23 protein-coding genes are annotated in these 20,543 nt (G+C 53.3%); 20 read left to right on the top strand and 3 right to left on the bottom strand.

Going from position 1 to position 20,543, the window contains the following annotated elements; all coding sequences use genetic code 11:
* From FKG94_RS03150 to FKG94_RS03055, 20 genes are all read left to right on the top strand, one after another.
* A complete protein-coding gene (locus FKG94_RS03150) occupies positions 1-201 on the top strand; it encodes a phage head-tail joining protein (RefSeq protein WP_142902748.1) in 201 nt (66 codons plus the stop codon).
* Positions 198-1,709, top strand: coding sequence for a phage portal protein (locus tag FKG94_RS03145; RefSeq protein WP_142902747.1), 1,512 nt, complete (start codon positions 198-200; stop codon positions 1,707-1,709). Before FKG94_RS03150 ends, FKG94_RS03145 begins: the two co-directional genes overlap by 4 nt.
* Positions 1,702-3,777, top strand: a complete 2,076-nt coding sequence (locus tag FKG94_RS03140) for a ClpP-like prohead protease/major capsid protein fusion protein (protein ID WP_179957469.1) — start codon at positions 1,702-1,704, stop codon at positions 3,775-3,777. The genes FKG94_RS03145 and FKG94_RS03140 overlap by 8 nt, the downstream gene beginning before the upstream one ends.
* A 69-nt stretch (positions 3,778-3,846) precedes the next feature.
* Complete coding sequence (locus FKG94_RS03135; protein WP_142902745.1) at positions 3,847-4,182, top strand: DUF2190 family protein; 336 nt, start codon at positions 3,847-3,849, stop codon at positions 4,180-4,182.
* 45 nt (positions 4,183-4,227) lie between these two features.
* Positions 4,228-4,539, top strand: a complete 312-nt coding sequence (locus FKG94_RS03130) for a hypothetical protein (RefSeq protein ID WP_142902744.1) — start codon at positions 4,228-4,230, stop codon at positions 4,537-4,539.
* A complete protein-coding gene (locus tag FKG94_RS03125; RefSeq protein ID WP_142902743.1) occupies positions 4,536-5,129 on the top strand; it encodes a phage tail protein in 594 nt (197 codons plus the stop codon). The genes FKG94_RS03130 and FKG94_RS03125 overlap by 4 nt, the downstream gene beginning before the upstream one ends.
* Positions 5,113-5,490, top strand: a complete 378-nt coding sequence (locus FKG94_RS03120; protein ID WP_142902742.1) for a hypothetical protein — start codon at positions 5,113-5,115, stop codon at positions 5,488-5,490. Before FKG94_RS03125 ends, FKG94_RS03120 begins: the two co-directional genes overlap by 17 nt.
* A gap of 10 nt (positions 5,491-5,500) precedes the next feature.
* Positions 5,501-6,004 carry a hypothetical protein gene (locus tag FKG94_RS03115; protein WP_142902741.1) on the top strand — a complete coding sequence of 168 codons (504 nt, stop codon included), beginning with the start codon at positions 5,501-5,503 and terminating at the stop codon, positions 6,002-6,004.
* 46 nt (positions 6,005-6,050) lie between these two features.
* Positions 6,051-6,479: a phage tail tube protein gene (locus FKG94_RS03110; protein ID WP_142902740.1), complete on the top strand. Its 429-nt coding sequence runs from the start codon at positions 6,051-6,053 to the stop codon at positions 6,477-6,479.
* The gene (locus FKG94_RS03105; protein WP_142902739.1) at positions 6,479-6,820 is read left to right on the top strand and encodes a hypothetical protein; all 342 of its coding nucleotides are present in this window, start codon (positions 6,479-6,481) and stop codon (positions 6,818-6,820) included. The genes FKG94_RS03110 and FKG94_RS03105 overlap by 1 nt, the downstream gene beginning before the upstream one ends.
* A gap of 77 nt (positions 6,821-6,897) precedes the next feature.
* Positions 6,898-7,170, top strand: coding sequence for a hypothetical protein (locus FKG94_RS03100; protein ID WP_142902738.1), 273 nt, complete (start codon positions 6,898-6,900; stop codon positions 7,168-7,170).
* Positions 7,170-9,230 (top strand): phage tail length tape measure family protein, encoded by a 2,061-nt coding sequence (locus tag FKG94_RS03095; RefSeq protein ID WP_142902737.1) that lies wholly within the window; start codon positions 7,170-7,172, stop codon positions 9,228-9,230. Before FKG94_RS03100 ends, FKG94_RS03095 begins: the two co-directional genes overlap by 1 nt.
* Positions 9,231-9,233: 3 nt before the next feature.
* Positions 9,234-10,154 carry a hypothetical protein gene (locus tag FKG94_RS03090; RefSeq protein WP_142902736.1) on the top strand — a complete coding sequence of 307 codons (921 nt, stop codon included), beginning with the start codon at positions 9,234-9,236 and terminating at the stop codon, positions 10,152-10,154.
* Between the two features lies 1 nt (position 10,155).
* Positions 10,156-11,073: a hypothetical protein gene (locus tag FKG94_RS03085; protein WP_142902735.1), complete on the top strand. Its 918-nt coding sequence runs from the start codon at positions 10,156-10,158 to the stop codon at positions 11,071-11,073.
* A gap of 77 nt (positions 11,074-11,150) precedes the next feature.
* On the top strand, positions 11,151-12,713 hold the full coding sequence (locus FKG94_RS03080) for a hypothetical protein (RefSeq protein WP_142902734.1): 1,563 nt from the start codon (positions 11,151-11,153) through the stop codon (positions 12,711-12,713).
* Positions 12,713-13,528 carry a phage BR0599 family protein gene (locus tag FKG94_RS03075; protein ID WP_142902733.1) on the top strand — a complete coding sequence of 272 codons (816 nt, stop codon included), beginning with the start codon at positions 12,713-12,715 and terminating at the stop codon, positions 13,526-13,528. The genes FKG94_RS03080 and FKG94_RS03075 overlap by 1 nt, the downstream gene beginning before the upstream one ends.
* A gap of 2 nt (positions 13,529-13,530) precedes the next feature.
* Positions 13,531-15,987: a hypothetical protein gene (locus FKG94_RS03070; RefSeq protein WP_142902732.1), complete on the top strand. Its 2,457-nt coding sequence runs from the start codon at positions 13,531-13,533 to the stop codon at positions 15,985-15,987.
* A 60-nt stretch (positions 15,988-16,047) separates the two neighbouring features.
* Positions 16,048-16,392, top strand: coding sequence for a DUF4156 domain-containing protein (locus FKG94_RS03065; RefSeq protein ID WP_142902731.1), 345 nt, complete (start codon positions 16,048-16,050; stop codon positions 16,390-16,392).
* 9 nt (positions 16,393-16,401) lie between these two features.
* Positions 16,402-16,761, top strand: a complete 360-nt coding sequence (locus FKG94_RS03060) for a DUF2793 domain-containing protein (protein ID WP_142902730.1) — start codon at positions 16,402-16,404, stop codon at positions 16,759-16,761.
* A 337-nt stretch (positions 16,762-17,098) separates the two neighbouring features.
* Entirely contained in the window at positions 17,099-17,362 is a 264-nt protein-coding gene (locus tag FKG94_RS03055) for a hypothetical protein (protein WP_142902729.1), read from the top strand.
* Between the two features lie 1,012 nt (positions 17,363-18,374).
* On the opposite strand, the gene FKG94_RS03050 is transcribed toward FKG94_RS03055, so the two are convergent.
* From FKG94_RS03050 to FKG94_RS03040, 3 genes are read right to left on the bottom strand one after another with little or no spacing between them, the layout of a single operon-like run.
* Positions 18,375-19,004, bottom strand: a complete 630-nt coding sequence (locus FKG94_RS03050) for a hypothetical protein (RefSeq protein WP_142902728.1) — start codon at positions 19,002-19,004, stop codon at positions 18,375-18,377.
* Between the two features lie 25 nt (positions 19,005-19,029).
* Positions 19,030-19,623, bottom strand: coding sequence for a hypothetical protein (locus FKG94_RS03045; protein ID WP_142902727.1), 594 nt, complete (start codon positions 19,621-19,623; stop codon positions 19,030-19,032).
* Between the two features lie 27 nt (positions 19,624-19,650).
* Positions 19,651-20,508, bottom strand: a complete 858-nt coding sequence (locus FKG94_RS03040; RefSeq protein WP_142902726.1) for an endonuclease/exonuclease/phosphatase family protein — start codon at positions 20,506-20,508, stop codon at positions 19,651-19,653.
* Positions 20,509-20,543 lie beyond the last annotated feature (35 nt).

The raw sequence follows: 20,543 nt of genomic DNA, 5'->3' as shown, positions 1-20,543 counted from the left end.
ATGGCGTGGACACAGAAAGACTTGGATGACCTGGAAAAGGCGTTTAAGTCCGGCGTCTTGAAGGTGAAGTACCAAGACAGGGAAACCGAATACCGCAGCTTCGAGGAAATGAAAGCACTTCTTGAGGAAGCTCGAGCGCAGTTGAGTGGCAAAGTAAGGACACCGCATACGTTTACCAGCTATGACCGAGGCTATCAATGAGATTGAATGGCCTGGATCGGGTTATCGCGTATTTCGACCCCATACGTGCCCACCGGCGTGCGCGGGCTCGTTTCCAGACTGAGATATTGAGCGCGCAGGCCGACTACGATGCAGGTGGTCGTGGACGGCGGTGGTTTCGCGGCACTGATGCGGATCAAAACACGGTGTTACGCCGCTCGCTACCCACGATACGTGCTGCGGCTCGGGAGCTGGACCGCAATAACGTTTATGTGGAAACCGCAAATTGGGTTGTGACAGCCAATACGATCGGGGTAGGGATCACCCCGGTGGCCAAGCACCCGACAAGCAAACGGAAAAAACAACTTGCCGATAGGCTAATGACGGACTGGGCCAACAGTACGCAGTGTGACTTCACTGGACGCCACAACTTGTTTGGTTTGCAAGCCCTGGCGATGCATGGTGAATCCCTGTCGGGGGAGAGTCTGGCCATTCGGCGCATGTCGAGAAATTCTCGGTTAGCTATCCCGTTGCAATTGCAGTTGCTGGAAGGTGACTACCTCGATCATCAGAAAAACCAGGACCTTAACGGCGACACGCAGGTCATTCAAGGTGTGGAACTTCGAGGTGGTCGCCGGTCTCGCTATTGGCTGTTTGATCAACACCCGGGTGAAAGCGGCCGCACACGTGTGACCTCTGAGCCGGTAAGTGCTGACCAAGTGGCACATGTCTACGACGAACGCCGTATTGGGCAAGTACGCGGTATACCGCGGGGTGTCTCAGTCTTTACCAAGGTGAAGGGACTTGACGACTTCCAGGATGCCCGTATCGAACAGCAAAAAATTGCAGCATGCTTAGCCGCTTTTATTACTGCTGAAGATGAAAGCACCGGCAATATGTTGCCTGAAAAGTTGGAGCCCGGGCTATTGGCCCGCCTCAAGCAGGGCGAGCAGGTATTGTTCAACACCCCGCCCAGTGTCTCCGGGCAAAGTGAATTTGTACGCGGTGAGGAGCATTTGATCGCGGCGGGATGGGGTATTACCTACGAATCCTTAACCGGTGACCACAGCCTTGTGAACTTTGCCAGCGGCAAAATGGGTCGTATCCAGATGTACGCCAATATCAACCGGTGGCGAAAGCATATGTTTATTCCTCACTTCTGTAAAACAGTGGAGCGCTGGTTTTTGGCAGCAGCAGCCTTTCGTGGTCACGACCTTGCCGGTGTCACATTCGATTGGACGCCACCGAAGAAGGAAATTTTAGACATCAAGAATGAAATGCCGGCCATTATCCAGGAGGTCCGGGCGGGTGGAAACTCTCTCAGCGGTTCACTGCGAGAACGCGGTGTGTCGAATCCGCGCGAAATGCTGCAAGAGCTGGCCGAAGACTTTGAATTTTTAGATGAATTGGGCCTAGTGCTTGACAGTGATCCTCGGCGCACGACGCGATCGGGCCAGCTTCAAGCCGCAGCGACGGTGTCACCAAATACCGACGGCGATAACGAGGATGACAATGAGGACGATGATGAGGCGGCAGGCACCGATGAATAGTAGCGGGGGTGCTATTGCCGCCCGTAACAGTATCAGTGCTGATGGCGAGTTGTTGTTGTACGGGGCCATCGGTGATTGGTGGGACGACCTGGACGCGGCCGGCGTCGTACGGCAAATGGAGGCGCTACCCGGCGATGAGTTGGTAGTTCGTATTCACTCTGGCGGTGGCCTGATCATGGAGGGCCTTGCCATTTACAACCGGCTCAAACAATCGCCCAAATCTGTCACGGTGCATATCGATGGTATCGCCGCGAGTATGGCCAGTGTGATCGCCATGGCGGGCGATCGGGTGATCATGCCCGATAACGCGCTCATGATGGTCCATAAACCCTGGTTGTGCGCCTGCGGCGATGCCGAGGAACTACGGCATGAAGCGGATGCGCTCGATCTGATGGAAACCAGTATTCTGATGATTTACCAGCAGAAAACGGGCCTGGATGAAAAAAACCTGGCGGATATGTTGGCCGATGAGACCTGGTTTAATGGTGCGGAGGCGCTTGAGATGGGCTTCGCCGATGAGGTTGTGGAACCGATTCAAGCCGCCGCCTCGATAGACCTCACGGCGGTTAACCCGCCGTCCGACAAATTGACACTATTGTTTCAACACCCTGCGGCTTCGCCCGCGTTATCACGCCAACAGGAGCAATCCGATATGAATAGTACGACCAAACCGGCGGCGAAACCTGATGCCGCAAAAAACACCGCCGCGACCTCGCCGGCGACGCCTGCGCCCCCAGATTCGGCAGATGTGCCAGCAGCAGCCACCGCGGACACAGAAACCGTGGCAAAGAAAGCGGCGGCTGATGCCACCGCCGCAGAAAGGCAGCGGGCGAAAGCGGTACGGGAAGTTGGTGCGATGGCAAGCGCCGATGCATCCATGGTCCAACAGTGGATCGATGACGGTGTTACGGTTGAGGATGCCCGGGAAAAAGCATTGGCACTCGTCGCTGATCGGGACGACCAAGGTGCCCCGGCGCAGGGTCACATCCGTAACCAATCGGGCGACCCCTCAGCGTTGCGTGAAGCGCTAGGCGCCGCCATGTTGCACCGCGCGGAACCCGGTGTCTATCCGCTAGACGAGGGTAGCGCCGAGTTTGCCAATTTGTCCTTTGTCGAAATGGCGAAAGCGTACCTTGAGCTAAATGGCCAAAGTGTACGTGGTAAGAATAAACGGGAAGTCTTGGCGATGGCCATGCACACTACCAGCGATTTCCCGGCGGTCGTGGCGGACGTAGCCAATAAAGAGCTGCGACGCGCCTATGAGGAGACACCAAGAACGTTTACGCCCATTGCTCGACAAACTACTGCGGCTGACTTTAAGGCCAAAAGTAGCATCCAATTGGGTAACGGTACCGGCCTCGAGGAGGTCAACGAAAACGGTGAATTCGCACAAGGTACGGTGAGCGAATCGAAGGAGACGTATAGGCTGTCGACCTTTGGCCGTATTTTCAATTTCAGCCGTCAGTTGATGATCAATGACGACCTGGATGTCTTTATGCGCTTTTTTCAGCGGATCGGTAATCTGGCCTCTCGCAAAGAAAGCAACATAGTGTGGGGACTGGTGAACGCAAACCCGAATCTGAGTGACGGTAACCCGGTGTTTGGGACAGCCCGACCGGTGGGGTTGCGGAACCAAGTCGCGGGTACGGGTGTGACTGAGGCGGGTTTGGATGCGATGCGACAGCTACACCGTAAGATGCTGGGTTTAGATGGTGAAAAAATCAATGTGGCGCCCTCTTACCTGGTAGTGAACGAAGTTCGGGAGCTGGCCGCGCAAAAAATTCTGGCGGCTGTTCAGCCCGAGCAGACATCGAGCGTAAACCCTTTTTCGCGGTCGATGGAGTTGATTGTTGAAACACGAGTGAACAATGGTACCAATGCGTTTTACACGTTTGCTAGTCCGATGGCTATCGACACGTTGGTCTACGCGTATCTAGAGGGAGAATCCGGTCCGTACATTGAAACCAAGGAGGGCTTCGAGGTTGACGGTATGCAGCTGAAGGTGCGGCATGACTTTGGTGCGGGCTGGGAGGACTTCCGTGGTGCCGTCCGTAACCCGGGCGCTTAATCCACTTTTCCACCCGATGTAGCACTCAGCCAGCCTCGGGGCCGGCTGGGTCTCAATGAGGCTTATACAATGAAAAATTTTATCAAGAACGGTGACACTCTCACATTTGTAGCAACGGCTGATATTGTCGCCGGTGCGGGATTTCTACTGAATGCGAACGGTTTCTTTGCTGTGAACAGTTATGACGTTGTCACCGGGCAGAGTGGTGAAGCCAGGGTTAAGGGCGTATTTTCACTACCCAAAACCGTTGCAAATGCCCCAGATCAGTTTGCAACCGCCTATTGGAACGATACGACGAAGCGTGTCACGACCACTGCTACCGGCAATACCAAAATTGGGGTTTTCGCCAAGGCTGCTGTCAATGGCGACGCTGTCGCCGACGTCAAGCTGTTACCTGCGGTATAAAGTCAACCGTGCTGGTACCGCGTTGCCGGTTAGGGATGGGCGAGTATGGCAGACTTTAACGCCTTGGCGGGACTAAACGCCCGGCAGCAATTTGTACTGTTGGGGGCGGTACCCGCAGCTTACCGCACCGCCGATGGCGCTGTTCTGATAGACCCGATTCTGGTGATAATCCAGCGGGATGTCACCATCATTCCCGAGGGCGGTATGGCTACCATGAAAACAACCGTGCTGCATTTCCTCAGTGAGGAAATTGGTACCGCGAAGGTGGACGATTACGTCATCGCAGGCACAGAGCGGTTTGTCGTGAAAGGGCTGATCGCTGATGATGGTACCGTTGTCCAGGTGTGGGCATCATGACGGTATCGCCCCAGCAGCAGGCTGCTCGCTTAGCCCGTAAGTTAAACAGGATTGCCAAACGCGACACGCGACTCGCGACAAACTCCGCACTGAATAAAGCGGCGCAACGGGTTAACACGCGGGTGGTGCGCGGTCTCTCCCGGTCGATTCGGGTACCGCAAAAGCTGATACGACAGAAAATTTTTATCAGCCGATCAACACTCCGCACGCTACGTGTGCTGTACAAGGTCTATGCGAAAGATATCTCGTTTGTCCAGTTGCTCACAAAGGGGCAAATTGGGCGCAGTGTCGGGACGGGGACTAACCGACGGGGTGTGCGCGCCCGTGGACGCCAGATTGACCACGCGTTTATTCAGCGGGGGAAAAGTGGAAATCTGCATGTGTTCACCCGGCAGGGTAAGTTCAAGCGAGTGGCGGGTCCACGTGGCGGGCGTCGTGTAGAGTTGATCGATGTCGAACGCATTGCTATTCAAGCGGAGGCGGAGCGCATTACCGCAGCGGTGAGCACCCGCGTCATGCGAAAAGATTACTTTCGTCTGTTGCAACAGGACCTAAATTTCAGGTTGAGTAAATATGGTCGACGAACGTAAAGCCATTCGTGACCACATTGGCGCCTTAGTGGAGACGGTTTACCCTGGTCGGGTCTTCACGACCCGCGATACCGACGGGCGCGGTTTGGATGAGTACGTCAATATCTACTTTGAGGAAGGCGAGATCATCACTGAGGGCCTTTATCGATTTACCGAAGCCCGGTTAGTGGTCGGTTACCACCGTGCAGGGCACCCCAAAGACGACCAGCTAGACGCTGGGATGGAACCGATTGCGGCCTTACTCGACAATGAACCCGATTTAGGCGATGTGGCGCAAGGGTTGACGCCGACGGGGTTTCAGTACAGCGATACGACAGCCGAATTTTCGTCCCTGTTACACAACTATGTGATCACCTATTGAGGACAAAGCTATGACACACAGTGCACGACTTAGCGTGAGTTTGACTGTCGAGCAAACGGCCGCGTTAGACTTTTCCGCTCCGAAAGATTCACTCAGCTATGCTAAAGCAATCCAGTTGCTGGAAGGGACGGGGGCCAACCAGGCCAACAAAACTTACCACGACCAACGAACGTTGGCAGCGTCCGCTAATGAAGAGTTGGATTTGTCTGGTGCTCTGACCGATGCGTTTGGCAGTGCTATTGCCTTCACCAAAATTAAAAGTGTGGTGATGTTCGCTGCAGAAAGCAATGGTGATGTTATTGAGGTCGGTGGTGCAGCAGCCAATGGCTTCGCCGATTGGGTCGGCGCTGCGGCGCATGTGGTGCGGTTGCGTCCCGGTGGTCTATTTGTGTTATCCGCACCGGATGACGCTGCTTATACCGTCACTGCCGGTACAGGTGATTTGCTGCGGATTACCAATACCGATGCTGCGGGTGCTGCGTCGTACGACATCATTTTAACGGGTGTTGTGTAGCGCCGAACGCCGCTTGGTTATTACGCATCATTGAGGAGATCAGTTTATGGCTTTCGCAACCACAGTAAAACTTGGCGCCGGCACGCGCCTGTATTTTGAAAACCCCGCAGAGCCAGGGGTGTACAAACATCTGGCCAATGCGCTTCGCATTGGCCAGTTAGGTACCCAGGGGGAGTTTGTCGAAACGACACCGATTTCGGCGGAGGTCAGGGAATACATAGGTGGCCTGAAGACTCCGCCAACCAAACAAATCACGTTTAATCATGTGCCGGGCAATGGCAATTATCAGGAGTTTCTGGGCCTGGTGGACAATGACGAAACGCTGAATATGCGTGCTGATTACAAATCGGGCGACCGGGGCGATTTTGTGCTGGTGACCTCTGGGCGTATCATGGAAGACCCGGAGGGAAACACGCAGCTGCAGCAGATTGTGTTTGGGCAACAATCGGGTGATGTTAGTTGGAGTGAAGTCTAATGGCTATCTCGTTTCAGGAGATGCGGCAGCGCGGCGGTAGTCTGGAGCTTGAACCCGAATCGGTTCAGATCGACGGTCTGTCGGAGGATATTCTGATTTACCGATTTTCGTGGAACGACTTCGAAAAAATATTGAATCATGAATCGGGTGAAGGCGTTGTTCCAAGCAGGGTACATCAAGTCGTATGTCTGCTGAACCCGCCAGGCTATGAACCGACGCTAGACGATATCGATTTTATGACTGCTACCTACACCTTGCCGCAGATCAAGGACATGTACAGTAAGGCGCTGGATATCAATGGTTTTGGGCATAAAGCCCAAAAGGATGCCCAAAAAAACTGAGAGTGCACTCGGATGTCAAGCTCCGAGTGCGCCTCGCCAAATTGTTTGGGTGTCCGATCTCTGAGGTCGGGGACAGAGTGCCGGCTTGGGAGTTGCCCTATTGGCAGGCGGAATACAGCCGTGAACCCTGGGGGTTTTCCGCGCTCGATTATCTGACCGGCAAGCTTGCTCATCAGTTAATTGCGGCGACCGGCCGCCTGCAACCCGGCACCACCATAGCAGATTTATGCTGCCAGGACCCGTTTGAGTGTGGTGAGTTGAGCGAAGAAGAATATGCACAATTGGATGGCGATGAACAAATCGCCTATAGTCGGCGCCTGGTCGCGCGTACAAAGCAGGTATTGAGTTAATGCCGAGACGTGTTATTGAGACCCTGATTACCGAACTGAAGGGGGACGGAACCAGTTTGCGCCGCGAGCTGAATCGTAGCGTGGTTGATACCCAGGATTGGGGTAAGCGTATCAGTCGAACGCTGAAGACCGCCGTCGGTGTGATCAGCTTGGCAGCGGTTGTCAACAAGGTTAGAGATGCGACAGCCGAGCAAGAAGACGCTTTAGCCCAACTGCAGCAAACGTTGCTCAGTACCAATAATGCGGTTGGTGTATCATTTGATGACCTGGTGGCGAAAGCGTCCGAACTGCAGGACGTCACCGTCTTCGGTGATGAGAAGATCATCCGTGCCCAGTCCCAGTTGGCCACGTTTACGCGTATTACGGGCGATGAGTTCCAGCGGTCCACCGAACTGGCCTTAGATTTGGCCAAGAAGTTTCAGGGCGACTTACGCTCTGCGGCTTTACAGCTGGGTAAGGCGCTGAATGATCCTGTCGCCAACTTAGGCGCCCTATCCCGAGCGGGTATACAGTTCGATAAAGGGCAAAAAGAGCTGATTAAGACGCTTTTTGAAAGCGGGCGGGTTGCTGATGCTCAGCGTGTCATCCTCAAAGAGTTGGAGACGCAGTTTGGTGGGTCGGCCCGCGCCGCGCGCGAGACTTTCGGTGGTGCACTTCAAGGGTTAAAAAATGCGTTCGGTGATTTGTTTGAAGTCACTGACAACCTCGACAATACCACCGCCGATATTGAAACCTTGACCGCGTTATTAAAAGACCCGGCCACGGTGCAAGCTGTGCAGGTGTTGACGTCCGCCATTATTAAAGGGTTTACCGCTGCCACGCAGGCCATCGCCGGGACGGTGAACCTGGTTAAATCCTTTGCCGAGTCAGTAGCCGCGGATATCAGCGGAGTCGCCGTTGGGGATTTCGACCGCCTGAATCGCCAGCTGGATCGGCTTACCGAGAAGCGAGCAGCGCTTTTTCGCCAGGCTGAGGCTTTTGGTACGAACCCTGCAGAAGACCCTCGCGTGCAGGCGCTTGATCTGCAAATCCGTAAAACCCAAGAGTTGCTTGATCTGTCAAACAGTTTAAAGGCCGCTGTCGTCGAGAATTCTGGCCCGTCGGCGGGAGAGGGAGTAGCCACTCCAGAACCTGGTGTAACGCCTGTGGCCGATCTGCAAGGGGTCGCTGATACGCTGAACCAGCAGACTAATGCGAAGGAATTGCAAGAATCATTGCGTAAGAGTGCGGAAGAGGAGTTAGTCGGGTTCGAAAAAAAGCTTTCACTGCTCGATGCTACTACGGAAAAGCAGCGGGTGCTCTTCGAGTTAGAGAAAGGGCGTTTCGCAGCGTTGTCAGAAGGGCAAAAGGAAGCGTTATTGGGTGCCGCGGCACGGGTTGATGCTGCCGAAACCCAAAAGCAGCTATTGTCAGAACTCGCAGGCATCGAGCAGTTGCTTAAGGACGATGTGCAGCGCGTCAATGATGTATGGGATGCCCGCATTGCCATCATCCAGCGTACGGTTGATGAGGAGGCGAAGGCCAGTGAGTTGATTGCTAAAGCCGAAAAGCAGCGTACCGAGGAATTAGAGTCGTTGAAAGACGAGACGCCCAAAGGGTTTGACTCGATTTTCGGCGCGGGTGAATTGGCGCAACTCTTCACGGATTTTGACAATATCGAGGACCGCTTCAAGGGTCTGTTGTCGCGGTTGATTGTGGAGGCCGCTGGGGCTCAACTCTCTCAGGTGTTGGGACTTGGCGGCACCACGACGAGCGGTACTACGGGCATTTTTTCATCGTTGTTTGGTGGTGCCTTTGCTCAAGGTGGGCGTCCACCGTTGGGCCGAGTTAGCGTTGTCGGGGATGGTGGTGAACCTGAATTGTTTGTCCCAGATACAGCCGGCACGATTGTCCCGTTTAGCGATTTGGGCCAACCACAAAGCGTGCCTGAACCCATGGTGATTGTGGTGGACAGTGAGGAAAAAGCGTTGGAGGCATTAGCATCACGACGCGGTCAAGACGTCGCGTTGGACACCATGCGCAGGCGGGCCAGCGAGTTTAGACAGGCATTGGGGATTTAGCGCGTGGCGTACTTTGAGGGCAGTGTGATTGGGCACAACGCGCTGATAGATCGTCTCCTGAGTATCGTGACGGGTGTTGAATTGGATGTGGCCATGAATCCGTTACCGGTTAATGAGAGATGGACTGTGCTGGCAGACACCGAGGAAGGTGGCTCATTGAATGAGCGTCACGTGTATCTGAGGGCGCCGGGGTCACCAGGGGGCGCACAGCCCTTTTTACAATTGCGTCGTATAGAGAGTGTGGCCGCCGACTGGTTCAATATCGGTATCAGCGCTGCTACAGGCTATAGTAGTGCGTCGTCGTTTTTTAATCAGCCGAATCACAGTGGTGAGGTCTTTTGGTTATTGATTAACAGTGCCATTAACTACCGTATTAAGGTCAATGGTCGTCACCTGACAGGTGATGCGCAAGTCATGGGTAGTTTTGAGCCTATGTATATGGGCTTTGGCTTGCCGTCTGTCTTTGCGACCAACTATCCCTTTCCGATGTTTATCGGGGCGAATCATGGGGTGTTTAATGCGCGTTGGTCCGCCAGTGATTTTCGGCACCTCGCGTTTTTTCAGCCTGGGGCTGGGTGTGCCAAGGTGTACCACTTTGACGGCAGTTGGGTTGATGTGCTGAATCGTAACATTAGCGGAAGCCCGACAGCCGGTACAAATGTTTGGCCGTGGGCAGGTACCGGTTTAATGCTTCCTGCGCCGCAACAGTTGCGCCCTGGCATGGGTGGCACATACCGGCTGTGGCCGGCGACGGTCCATGGCAATACCGGTGTGGGCCAAAACTATATGACCCTGGAAGGAGTCTATTTTGTGACGGGTTTTAGTAATGGTCCAGCGAATACTCTGGCAGGTAACCAATATTTTGTGACGCAAGCGGCAACGCGTTCTGATTTTGATATGATGGCAGCAATCCAAAAGGTTTGATATGGCAACGGTGGTGGGGTCGGCGAGCGATCGAACGGACTTTCTTGACCAATTGGTGGCGTTTGCTATTACGGTCGGCTACACGGATTTGGGTAAGACAATCGAAGGCTCCGACACGGTCTGGCATCTGCTAAAAGATGGTTACTATTTCCACTTTCGGCTGCGAGATTTTAATGCGAGGTTTCATGTCGATCTTAAGTTGTCGCGTGTTTGGGCCAACGAATGGTACAACGTTATACCGAATGGATCGCATCAAGCGGCGTTGACATTCTACGACGTCGATGGCCCTTATGTGTCTCATAAGTTTTTTTCCAATGGTGCGGGAGATTACATCTATATCGCGCTGGAAGTGGCTAGCGGTATGTTTAACCATATGGGGTTTGGTGTTGATTTGGATAAAAATGAGGCTTGGACAGGGGGTGGCTTTTGTACGGGCGGTTACTATCGATCACCCGCAGCGACTATCGGTGGTAGTTTGAATAACTGCACCCCCTATACTGTAGATAGTCGTAGTGCGTCATTTTTTGGGGCGGTACACCACGAATTGCCTGGTATCGCCAGTATTTGGGCTCAGTTCCGGTACCGTGGTTTTCCGCATTATGCAATATCGGTGATGAATGATATCGGTAACTTCAGTTTTGTGGCGCCATTGTTAATGGATGCCCCAGGACCCGTAGCGCCTGAGGCGCAGGTGCACCCGATGGAATTGTTTGGTTGGGAAGATGCGGGTCAGCTTTTTATTCCCCTTGGTGCTTTTTACGACATTGGTGTCATTAACATCGAAAACCTAACGCCCGATACCATTTTCACGGTAGGGTCGGACCAGTGGCATGTGTATCCCGTGACCCGCAAGAATGGCGATAGTGTGATAGTGCCAAACTCTGCCAACATGGGCATTGCCTACAGAATAGTCCCGTAACGATTTGTGATATGCCCGATTTTTTAGCGACGCCATCGCCTTCCGTAGTCCCGTTGCAAGCGCCTGCAGCAGCTTGGATGACGAACGCGTTTACCGATCCCCAGCAACCGGAGTCTATTCAGGTCCAGCCGTCAGCGGTAGGCGCCGTTGTCAATAATCAGCCCGTGATGGTTCCCGGTGTTGCAAAGGCAGGGGAAAAATCAGAGAGTTGGTTTTCTTTCTTTTATTTTCGTGTGCATGTTTTGCCGGCGGCGATTGATCTCGGGAATGTGGCCAGTGAACAGGTGCGTAGCGTGGACGTTTGGAATGCGCATTTAACACCTCAAACACTGATCGATATCACCGGAACCAATGTGGACGGTGTCGATCTGAACGGCTTGTTGTCGGGCGTGTATCAGCCGTTTCAGCTAGAATCTTACACGCTCTCGGTGTCAGAATCCGGCCCGGTGGTAGTGGACACTCGTTTTACCTTTGTCTTTGACCTGGATCAGGTCACGCTAGTGGTGACGGGTGCGCGGGTCGTGCTAGTGCCGTTTTTGGTGCAGTATCAAGCCACTGAAACACTGGCCTGGCGGACACGCATCGTGCCCGCCTTTGCCCAGGAGCAACGGGCTGCTTTACGGCGGGCGCCGCGACAATCGATACAGTATCAGTACTATCTACCAAACGATAGACGCACGCAGTTTGAGGCGCTGTTACAAGACCAAACCCGGGCCTACGGGGTTCCTGTGATGTGGGAGGCCCAGTCGGTTGGGGCAGTGGCGGCCGGTGCAGAGACCTTGTTGATTGATACCCGATATAGTGATTACCGGGTGGGGGAGTTGTTGTTTTTGTATGAGACCGATACCCACAATGAGGCCATCGAAGTCCAGAGTCTGACCAATAGCCAGATCACCTTCAGCCGGCCGGTGGTCAACGCCTACGCTGCCCCAGTTGCGATGCCGATGCGCGTGGGGTTTATTCAACAGCACACGATCGACCGGTTGGGCGCCGACAACAATCTAGCGCAGGTGGATTTCCTGATTAACCAGTACGGCATCGTCGTGCCTGACACCTACCCGCAGCATCGGGGGTTTGATGTGTTGGAGGACCCCACTGTCCTAGCGGGCAAGGTGACGCTAAGCTTTTCTCAGCGCCGCCACCGGCTGGACAATGGCATTGGCGTGTTCGGGTTTTATCCCGCTGAAAACCGAACGCGGGCGGTGGAGTCCCAGGGCTGGGTGACGAAGGGCCATGTCCGGGCTTGGGCTATTCGACAGTGGCTGTATGCCCGCCAAGGGCGGCATCTTCCTTTTTGGGTGCCATCCTGGCAGCGGGATTTCTTGCCACAGTCGGGTATCGGCAGCAGCGCGACGGCCATCGATGTCGAACCGGTCGGCATGGCGGGGCCGTTTGATGTGATGGTCGAGTCAGTGGATAAGCAGCGGTTTTATCGTCAGGTCACCGCGGTCGCCGAGTTGCCGGGCACAGATCGGTTAATTTTGGCGGCCGCGTTGGGTGTCGACCTGGCCATTGAGCAAATACGGCGGGTCAGTCTGTTGCGGCTGTATCGGCAGGGATCAGACAGTATCGGGTTAAACCACGCCGGCCGCTATGCGCAGCATATTCAACGCGTCAATACACCGGTGAGCACACTCTAATGGCGTTTAATGATTTGGAATTGGCCACCGAGGGTGGCCTGCCGGTGGTGTTGTACGAGTTCAGTTTAGGGTTGACCACCTTTTATCACACGTCCGCTAACAGGGATTACGTGCTCGGGTTTAACACCTACACGACGGTCCCTGGGTTGGACTATGTGGGCGGATCGCAGACCGGTGATGCGCAGGACGATGTTACCGTCACCCTTCCACACAACCAGGCGGTGGCCCGCGAACTGCTGAAGTTTATCGGCACCCGCGAAATGGATATCGCGATCTTTGCGATCCATGAAACCGATGTCGATCAGGAAAAACTGTTGCTGTGGGCGGGGGCGGTGGTCGCGCCACGTATTCGTTTTCCGAGTGTGGCGTTTATCTGTAAATCCTTCGATCATGAGATCAACCGTCCGGTGTTGACGCCTACGTATGGGCCCGACTGTCAGTGGTCTCAGTATGATGAGAACTGTCGATTGATTGTCTCGGACTGGGAGCTGTCCGGGACGGTCAGTGCGATCAATGGCTTAACGATCACCACCGACGCCATCGCCGGTCAGCCCGCCGAGCATGTGCGCGGTGGCCGGTTCACCACCGCGGAAAACCTCAGTGCCTGGATTGTGTCGCAGGATGCGACCACCGTGCTTTTAGATCGCCGGTTGCCCGATTTAGCGGTCGGGCAGACAGTGACGGTGACGCCGTCGTGCCGCGGTGCATTCAATCGGTGTGATACGGTGTTTGATAACCGTGCGCAGTTCTTGGGGGCGCCGCACGCCAATAGCCTCAACCCGTTTGTGGGTGAGGGTATCGACGGAGACAAGTAGCCGTGACTGCGTTTTTTATTGCCCTGATTAAGCAGATTGCGTTAGCGGCGATCATTGCCCGGCTGGCTCGCCCACGCGGTCCGGAGGGGCAGGAGCCGGCCACGCTCGAGGATTTTAATCTACCAACGGTGAGCCAGTCTCGCCATATTCCGCTGACGGTCGGTAATAGCAAAACCAGCGGGCCAAACATACTCGATGCCGGCAATTTACGTGTGCAAAAAGTCAAAAAAAAATCCGGGAATTTCATCACCGGGCGAATAAAAAGCACGATTGCGGAGCGCTATTTTTTAGATATCGTAGCCGGGATTGGCTATGGCCCGGGCGAGTTGTACGAGATTTGGCTCGGCGATTTTAAAATATGGGACTATGTGGCAGACAACGGTGGTGTGGCGTTGACCGCGTTTACCCGGTTTTTTATCGATAAGCCTTTGCTATTCGGTGACAAAGTTAACGGCGGTGTCCGCGGGTGGGTGCGGTTTTATCCCGGCAATCCGGTTCAGAGCTCCGACAGCTACGCCGAGTCGCGGTTAAGCAGTCGACAGCCCGGTTATCCTTTTCTGGCCTATTGCGTGTTCGAAGATTTCTGGTTTGGCAATACCCGGACATTCCGCGGTCTCTCATTCCGGTACGGGCATTTCCCGAACCCGTTCGCAGCGGTCGACCACAAAATCGGCCAGGATGCGAACCCCGCCTATGTGCTGTACAACCTGTGGAAGCACCCTGCCTACGGCGCAGACATACGCGCGCTGCCCGACCAGGTGAGTGTGCAGGCGGTAGCGGCACGGTTGTTGACTGAGGGGTTTGGCATGGCCCGTACTTGGCAAGAGGGCCAAGGTGCTGCATTGGAGCAAGAGTGTTTGGATTTGATCGACGGGATGCGCTACACCGACCCGCGAACCCGAACGATCAAACTGCGGGTGATCCGTGAGGATGATCTCGTCGGTGAACTGCCGGTGTTAACCCAGGACAACCTGGTCGGTGAGCCTGAGCTAACTCAGCCCAGTATCACCGGCGTCGCCACCGATTTGAGTCTCAAATATACCGATCGCGAAGCGGATAAGCCGGTGACGGTGCGGTTGCCCAACACGGCAAACCGGGCGAATCTGGGCCGGCGGATTCTCGAGCAGCTCGACTTCCCAGCCTGCTCGCGTGGTGATCTGGCGCAGAAGCTGTTGACGCGTGAAGGCAAGCGGCAATTCCAGCCGCTCTACAGCGGCACATTAACCCTGGATCGCACACCCTGGGATTGGGAGCCGGGTAAACCGTTTGTGTTTTCAGACTCGCGCTTAGGGTTAACCGGCCTCGTGTTGCGGGTCGGGGCAATTGATCCGGGCCGTATCACGGACGCGCAGCCGGTGGTCCGGATGACCGTGATTGAGGATAAATTTAGTTTTGGCCAGTTTGTCTTTGATGTCGCCCCGTCACCGGTTCCGGCGCCGATCGGTCAACTACCCATCGATGTCGACGACCTGGTAATCATGGAGCTGCCGGTGTTTCTGATCGGTGATCAACCCGCGCATGCGTTGGCGGTCCTCGTGGTGGCGCCAGTGTCTGACGGTGTGCATTATGCCCTCGAGGTAAACTCGGGGAGTGACTGGCGTGAACTGGATGACACGGCGGATTTTGTCGATGCCTATTCCCTGTTGGCGGCCGGGCCGGGGGCGACGACGTTGGTGGTCTCCGGCCAGCTCTTGGCGGATACCGTCAGTGCGACCGAGGTGCTGCAGGAGCGCTACAATCTCGCTCTGTTGACGTCTGGCGAGCTGGTGGGGTTTCTGTCCGCCACCTATGACAGCGTCCTGGATCAAACGACACTTGGCGGTGTGGAGCGTGGCCTGATCGATACCTCGCCGGCGCCGGTGCTCGCGGATGATAGCCTGTATTTATTGGACAACAGCTTTGTCATTGAGGAGGCGTTTGCGGTTGCGCAGGTACTGGACCTGCGCCTGCTGCCGGTGACGTCGCGAGGGCAGCTCGACCCGGCATCGGCGACACCCCGTAACGTGGTCATTGCGGGACGGCATGACAAGCCGCTACCGCCGGCCAATGTCCAAATCAACGCGGGCTACTTCCCGGCTGTGGCCGCATCGCCTACCACCGTCAGTTGGGCGTATCGGACGGCAGCGGGGCATGCGGCGGGCATCGTCAGTTGGTTTGTCGGCGAGGGTGCTATCGGGTCCGGTGATAGTTATCGTATTAGGTTCTATGGCGAAAATGATGTCCTGGTGCGCGACGTGGCCGGTTTAATAGTTTCATCCTACACCTATCTGGAGGCCGACGAGCAGGCGGAAAGTGGTTTGGCGTCACCCGCCGTGCCGGCGCCGGTCCCCCGGATCAATGACCGACTCAGGATCACGCTAACGACCGAAAATGGCCTGCTGAGCAGCCACACGCTTTTTAATCATACTATTGAGCGGCGGGGTTGGGGGATGCGTTGGGGTGCGCACTGGGGGAATTAACCCTGGGGATATTTTATGGTATGTTTCAGGCGCCATTATAAAAACGATAGGGATACAACCATGAAACGATCACTCCTCTTGCTGTGTTTTGCGTCACTTGTCGGCTGTGCCGCCAATAAATTAGTGCCCGGTGCCGAGCGGGTCGAGTTGGTTAACGAGTCACCGGACAAGGCGCGTTGCAAGTACGTCGGTGAAATTGTCGGGTCCCAGGGTAATTGGTTTACCGGCGATATTACCTCAAACGAAAATTTGGTCATTGGTGCCCGTAATGAGTTGCGCAACAAGGCGCACCAGTTGGGCGCTAATCTGGTTTACATCCAGGACATGAAAAACACCAACGCCTATGGGTCGTTGGGGACCACTAACACAACGGCCGTGGGGAAAGCCTACCGCTGTAAAACATGAGGTGACGCTATGCCTGCGACGCAGGGGCCGGGGATCGGGTTGTACTACGGTTGGGACTTTGACGAATCCGGTTGGGATCAGCAGATGACCACGAATCTGCGGCGGCTGGATATTTTCAATCGTGCTACTGTGTTGGATCGCAATTTGAGTGCACCGCCGGCGATGCCCACTGATGGTGATACGTATATTGTCGGTCCAGCGCCCACAGGTCTCTGGGCCGGCCACGAGAATGAAATCGCGGTGTGGCGGGACGCAGAAACCGTGTGGGAGTTCTACACGTCGCCGATCGGTAAACCCTGGTACATCGATGACGAATCCGTTCTCACTGTGCGTAAGGTCGCTGGTTGGGCCGCCGGTGTTGCTGTCTAACGGGCGCAGTACTTTCTCCAATGCGCCAGACCGGCTTAGCGGCGGTCTAGCGTAAGCTCTGTTGACCTCGAGCCTTTTGCCCGCCACACATCCCACTGATAAAGCCGTTCATCGTCTGCCAATCCAGCCCATTAACGCGAGTCCCGTCATGACTTGCTACTCTTAAGTTTCTTTTTTTCCGTACTTCCCAGCGTCTGCGGTTTCCTGTCTGGTTGCAGGGGTATCCATTCAGGCGGTATGTCGGCGTGGTGGAGAGGTGCTGGATCAACTCCCCGGTTTTGTGACCATCTTATGATAATCGGTCCCAAAAAAACGGCATAGCCGAGGAGTGGAATGTATGGAAATGTATCAATTCGAAATTGTTGGCTGGCAATTGGACTTGCTGCACAACAACCCCGTTGCGTTGGTGAGTGTTCGCGGCACCTACGCAGAGCCACTGTCGCCGCTGGACGTGGTCAAGGTCCTCGACGGCGATCATAGGGTCTTCGTCGCCGGCTACCTGCAAGCGGTCAGTGATACCCACCACGCGCGCGTAGACGTCGGCAGCGTATTTAGCCGGCTGTTTGAGCTGTTGGGGATCGATCCGGGTACACTTAATTAACCGATACAACGCCGGCGGTAATCAGCAACAAGCGCCAGGCGGCATACGGTATTTCTCTGTGCGCTTTGTTATCTTCGCTGGTTTTCTGCCGGCGAGCCGCCGACGCTTCTGTTTTTTATTAAAACTCCTTTAAGAACTGCTAAGTAGTATTACAGTAGTATTTAGCCATAATCCAACCTACATTAATCTGTCGCACTCAATAGTCAAAATCTGTAATTGTTTGTTTCTAAAGCACTTTTCACTTTTTTTCATGAGGTGACTAGCTAGTCTCTGCGTGAGTGTAGGTAGGTAGAAAGAATAAGCCGAACCCCCGCGAAGAGACCCGGCTTAATGATTTTCTGCTAAATCCAATTTCAGGAGGAATCTAGCATTGAAAACCATACAGAACATTGTAGATGTACTTGTTAGAGCGATAAAGACCAGAAAACCGCCTAAAAAAAAGGCTGAAAAAAAAGGAAAGGTACTGAAAAGTCTAAACGGCGGAAACAGAAAGTTGCCTCCAGGTGAGGGTGAAAGTGATAAAATTTTACCAAATCAGTCTAAATGCATACGTATAACCGTCTTTGCTATGTCAGTTCGGTTGAATCTATTCACTTTATGTGGTGGGCGACGTCAGCCATAATCAGTCATAGATTACTATGAGTGTCTCCTCAAGTGGTCCGTTGTCTCTGGGCTATGTAGAGATTGCACCTCCTTAGGTGACTGGCGCTTTGGTTGTAAGTCTACTGGATGTAAGGCAATAGAGGTTGAGGCCGTCCGTAATTCTATTCGTAGTGTTGGCGGGCGGCTCACTTTTTTGCGCTCATCGTCAGGAATCCTCGCGGTTTCAGGTTTTCGTAACCTTGGGGTGCGAATGCTTGCTCTGAATCACGCATGGCGACCGCTGCTGGTCGGGATAGTGAAAACGCCTAGTATATAGCGTCACTTTTAAGCAGTGAAAGGACAGTCTATCGAGTCCTAATGGAAAGTGGCTTCAGTGCATACTTAATCAAAATGCCTATGTCCAAACAGTTTAGCCCTGCGATTCTTCTACTACCCTTTTGGACAGGCTGTCCACCCGCAATCTTAATTCTGAAAGTTCTGAAGAGATTTTATTGCTGTCGGTCTTCATATCTGTTAGCTCGATTTTCATTACGCCAGTTAGCTTTTTAATCTGATCCGATAGCCTATCGTTGTGCGAACGCATCGTTTTGAATCTCTGTTGGCTTATTTGAGGTATTGATGTTTCTGTGCTGCTCATGGGGATCGTGCTTACTTTTAATAAATACATATACCCTATAACTATCATCGAAACGAAAAAGATCGCTGACGACGTAACGTATAGCCAATACAATATTAACTGAATATTTTCAAGCCGTTTGATTTTCCAGTTTTCAATGTAGTGGGTGGACATATGATACTTTTCATTGTAAGCCGCTCTCCACACCAACCCAAAGAACGCGGCAATCCCGCTTAATAAAAATAGAAACTTGGAATAGTCTACCAAAGCAAATTTTTCGGCATTTAATAGTAGGTATCCACAAATAACCAATTCAGCACTTATGACGTAAAACGTTAGGCGCTGCGTAAGGTCATAGGAGTGTTGTCGGGCCGACTGGAGTCGGTCGAGGTGTCTTTGTTCGATTTCATCTGATGCTCGCATCGTTTTCTTCTCAGCTTAAACAAAGTTACTTTAACTCACTCTTTAGCTCAGCAAGAATTTTGTCATGATCGGGGTTGTGATTGGGGATTGTTGTTGTTTTTTCAAGTATTTCTAAAGATTTTTCTGCGTGTTCACGCCAAGAAGCATCATCTCTTTGGTAGAGAATATATGCGATGGCATAGTGTGAAAAGGGAAAGTCTGGAAACTGACGAGCTGAGTTGAGAAGTATTTCCAAGCTTTCATCAGTATTGCGATACTGCAATCGCCCATCTAGGACGTCATATGTGCCTTCCAATGACTGAGTCAGTGGTGTAGAGACTTTTATGACACTTGGTATGGCATATTCACTTCCGTGCATGCCTAACATTGCAATCTCTCCGAACTGAGCGAGTATATCGGTAGATCTTTCAAGTACGAGTATTTTCCGCTGTTGTTCAGCAGAGGCTTTATTACCACAGTACCAAATTCCCACAAATGAAATCAGAGCGCAAATTGCTCCGATAAGACCAACCCACTGAAAAGCGGATACCCATGAAGAATAGGTCATAAAACTTAAACCCTTTAGCGATTCGATATGCTTCAGGCCGTCGATTGTGGGCTGTTTTTGAATCAAAATCATGTGTGGACAGTTGCTCGAATTCCTAAATTATCTCGTGTCCAGGATCACAGCTCTGTGATCTGTGATAGCTTCTGGAAGTTGTAGTGTGTAGAATTCGGCACCGTTAGCGAGATCACGATCTACCAGTATATGGTCTATTAGCTGTTTGCTTCCCCTGAAGACGTAGGAATAGTCGGCATTGTTACCAGCAGTATTTGCGGTCTGCCTCAGATCTCTTTGTGGGTCCCCTTGCCCTTTGAGCCGCTCTAAAACAGCACTGCCGGGAAGATCGTTCATATCGCCCATTACGATGTAGTGATCGCATTGACCATACTGGTCAACCACGGCGTTCCGAATCGCATCTGCCTGTGCTAAGCGCGCAGAGTCATTGCTGCCCCGCTTTGATAGGAGGTGGGCAACGTATACGCAATACTTATCGGTATGATCTGTCAGTTGTATTCCAAGTACTTTTGATGGCCGCTTATCAGTGCCATCCGGGGCTTCTCCTATATAACCAGGGAAGTTAGTTGCTGTGTTGGGTATTACATCAAAGCGAGTCAGAAGTCCGACATCTTGGCCCGTGTAAGTATCACGTCCTTTGACAAAGATGACCTTCCATTCAGAGTCAAGATACTGCCGGATACTATTGACTACATTTTCGTTCTCAATCTCAATTAGACCAACAATGTCAGCATCTTCAGCCTCTATGGTTTTGGCGATACCGTAGGCCTTTAGGACGAATTCCTTAGATGAAGGGGGCTGAATTTTGCCTTCACCATAACCGACAATCTGACCTTCATGGGGCTCCTCAGTATCCCAAAAGAATTCGACATTCATTGATATGATTTTTACCGCTTGGGCTTGTAGACTGAAAAATACCACCAGAGGGACCAATAGCTGCCTCATTGTGCTTCTCCTTAAGTGATCGATACATCCGTAAC

Source organism: Exilibacterium tricleocarpae (genome assembly GCF_007004655.1).
GTDB lineage: Bacteria > Pseudomonadota > Gammaproteobacteria > Pseudomonadales > Cellvibrionaceae > Exilibacterium > Exilibacterium tricleocarpae.
The sequence above is the reverse complement of the archived record's forward strand: the minus strand, read 5'-3'. Positions and strand labels throughout refer to the sequence as shown.

Bases quoted from the DNA above. Each gene is read 5' to 3' on its own strand.
- FKG94_RS03150 (WP_142902748.1), top strand. From the start codon at position 1: ATGGCGTGGACACAGAAAGACTTGGATGACCTGGAAAAGGCGTTTAAG.
- FKG94_RS03145 (WP_142902747.1), top strand. From the start codon at position 198: ATGAGATTGAATGGCCTGGATCGGGTTATCGCGTATTTCGACCCCATA.
- FKG94_RS03140 (WP_179957469.1), top strand. From the start codon at position 1,702: ATGAATAGTAGCGGGGGTGCTATTGCCGCCCGTAACAGTATCAGTGCT.
- FKG94_RS03135 (WP_142902745.1), top strand. From the start codon at position 3,847: ATGAAAAATTTTATCAAGAACGGTGACACTCTCACATTTGTAGCAACG.
- FKG94_RS03130 (WP_142902744.1), top strand. From the start codon at position 4,228: ATGGCAGACTTTAACGCCTTGGCGGGACTAAACGCCCGGCAGCAATTT.
- FKG94_RS03125 (WP_142902743.1), top strand. From the start codon at position 4,536: ATGACGGTATCGCCCCAGCAGCAGGCTGCTCGCTTAGCCCGTAAGTTA.
- FKG94_RS03120 (WP_142902742.1), top strand. From the start codon at position 5,113: ATGGTCGACGAACGTAAAGCCATTCGTGACCACATTGGCGCCTTAGTG.
- FKG94_RS03115 (WP_142902741.1), top strand. From the start codon at position 5,501: ATGACACACAGTGCACGACTTAGCGTGAGTTTGACTGTCGAGCAAACG.
- FKG94_RS03110 (WP_142902740.1), top strand. From the start codon at position 6,051: ATGGCTTTCGCAACCACAGTAAAACTTGGCGCCGGCACGCGCCTGTAT.
- FKG94_RS03105 (WP_142902739.1), top strand. From the start codon at position 6,479: ATGGCTATCTCGTTTCAGGAGATGCGGCAGCGCGGCGGTAGTCTGGAG.
- FKG94_RS03095 (WP_142902737.1), top strand. From the start codon at position 7,170: ATGCCGAGACGTGTTATTGAGACCCTGATTACCGAACTGAAGGGGGAC.
- FKG94_RS03085 (WP_142902735.1), top strand. From the start codon at position 10,156: ATGGCAACGGTGGTGGGGTCGGCGAGCGATCGAACGGACTTTCTTGAC.
- FKG94_RS03080 (WP_142902734.1), top strand. From the start codon at position 11,151: ATGACGAACGCGTTTACCGATCCCCAGCAACCGGAGTCTATTCAGGTC.
- FKG94_RS03075 (WP_142902733.1), top strand. From the start codon at position 12,713: ATGGCGTTTAATGATTTGGAATTGGCCACCGAGGGTGGCCTGCCGGTG.
- FKG94_RS03065 (WP_142902731.1), top strand. From the start codon at position 16,048: ATGAAACGATCACTCCTCTTGCTGTGTTTTGCGTCACTTGTCGGCTGT.
- FKG94_RS03060 (WP_142902730.1), top strand. From the start codon at position 16,402: ATGCCTGCGACGCAGGGGCCGGGGATCGGGTTGTACTACGGTTGGGAC.
- FKG94_RS03055 (WP_142902729.1), top strand. From the start codon at position 17,099: ATGGAAATGTATCAATTCGAAATTGTTGGCTGGCAATTGGACTTGCTG.
- FKG94_RS03050 (WP_142902728.1), bottom strand. From the start codon at position 19,004: ATGCGAGCATCAGATGAAATCGAACAAAGACACCTCGACCGACTCCAG.
- FKG94_RS03045 (WP_142902727.1), bottom strand. From the start codon at position 19,623: ATGATTTTGATTCAAAAACAGCCCACAATCGACGGCCTGAAGCATATC.
- FKG94_RS03040 (WP_142902726.1), bottom strand. From the start codon at position 20,508: ATGAGGCAGCTATTGGTCCCTCTGGTGGTATTTTTCAGTCTACAAGCC.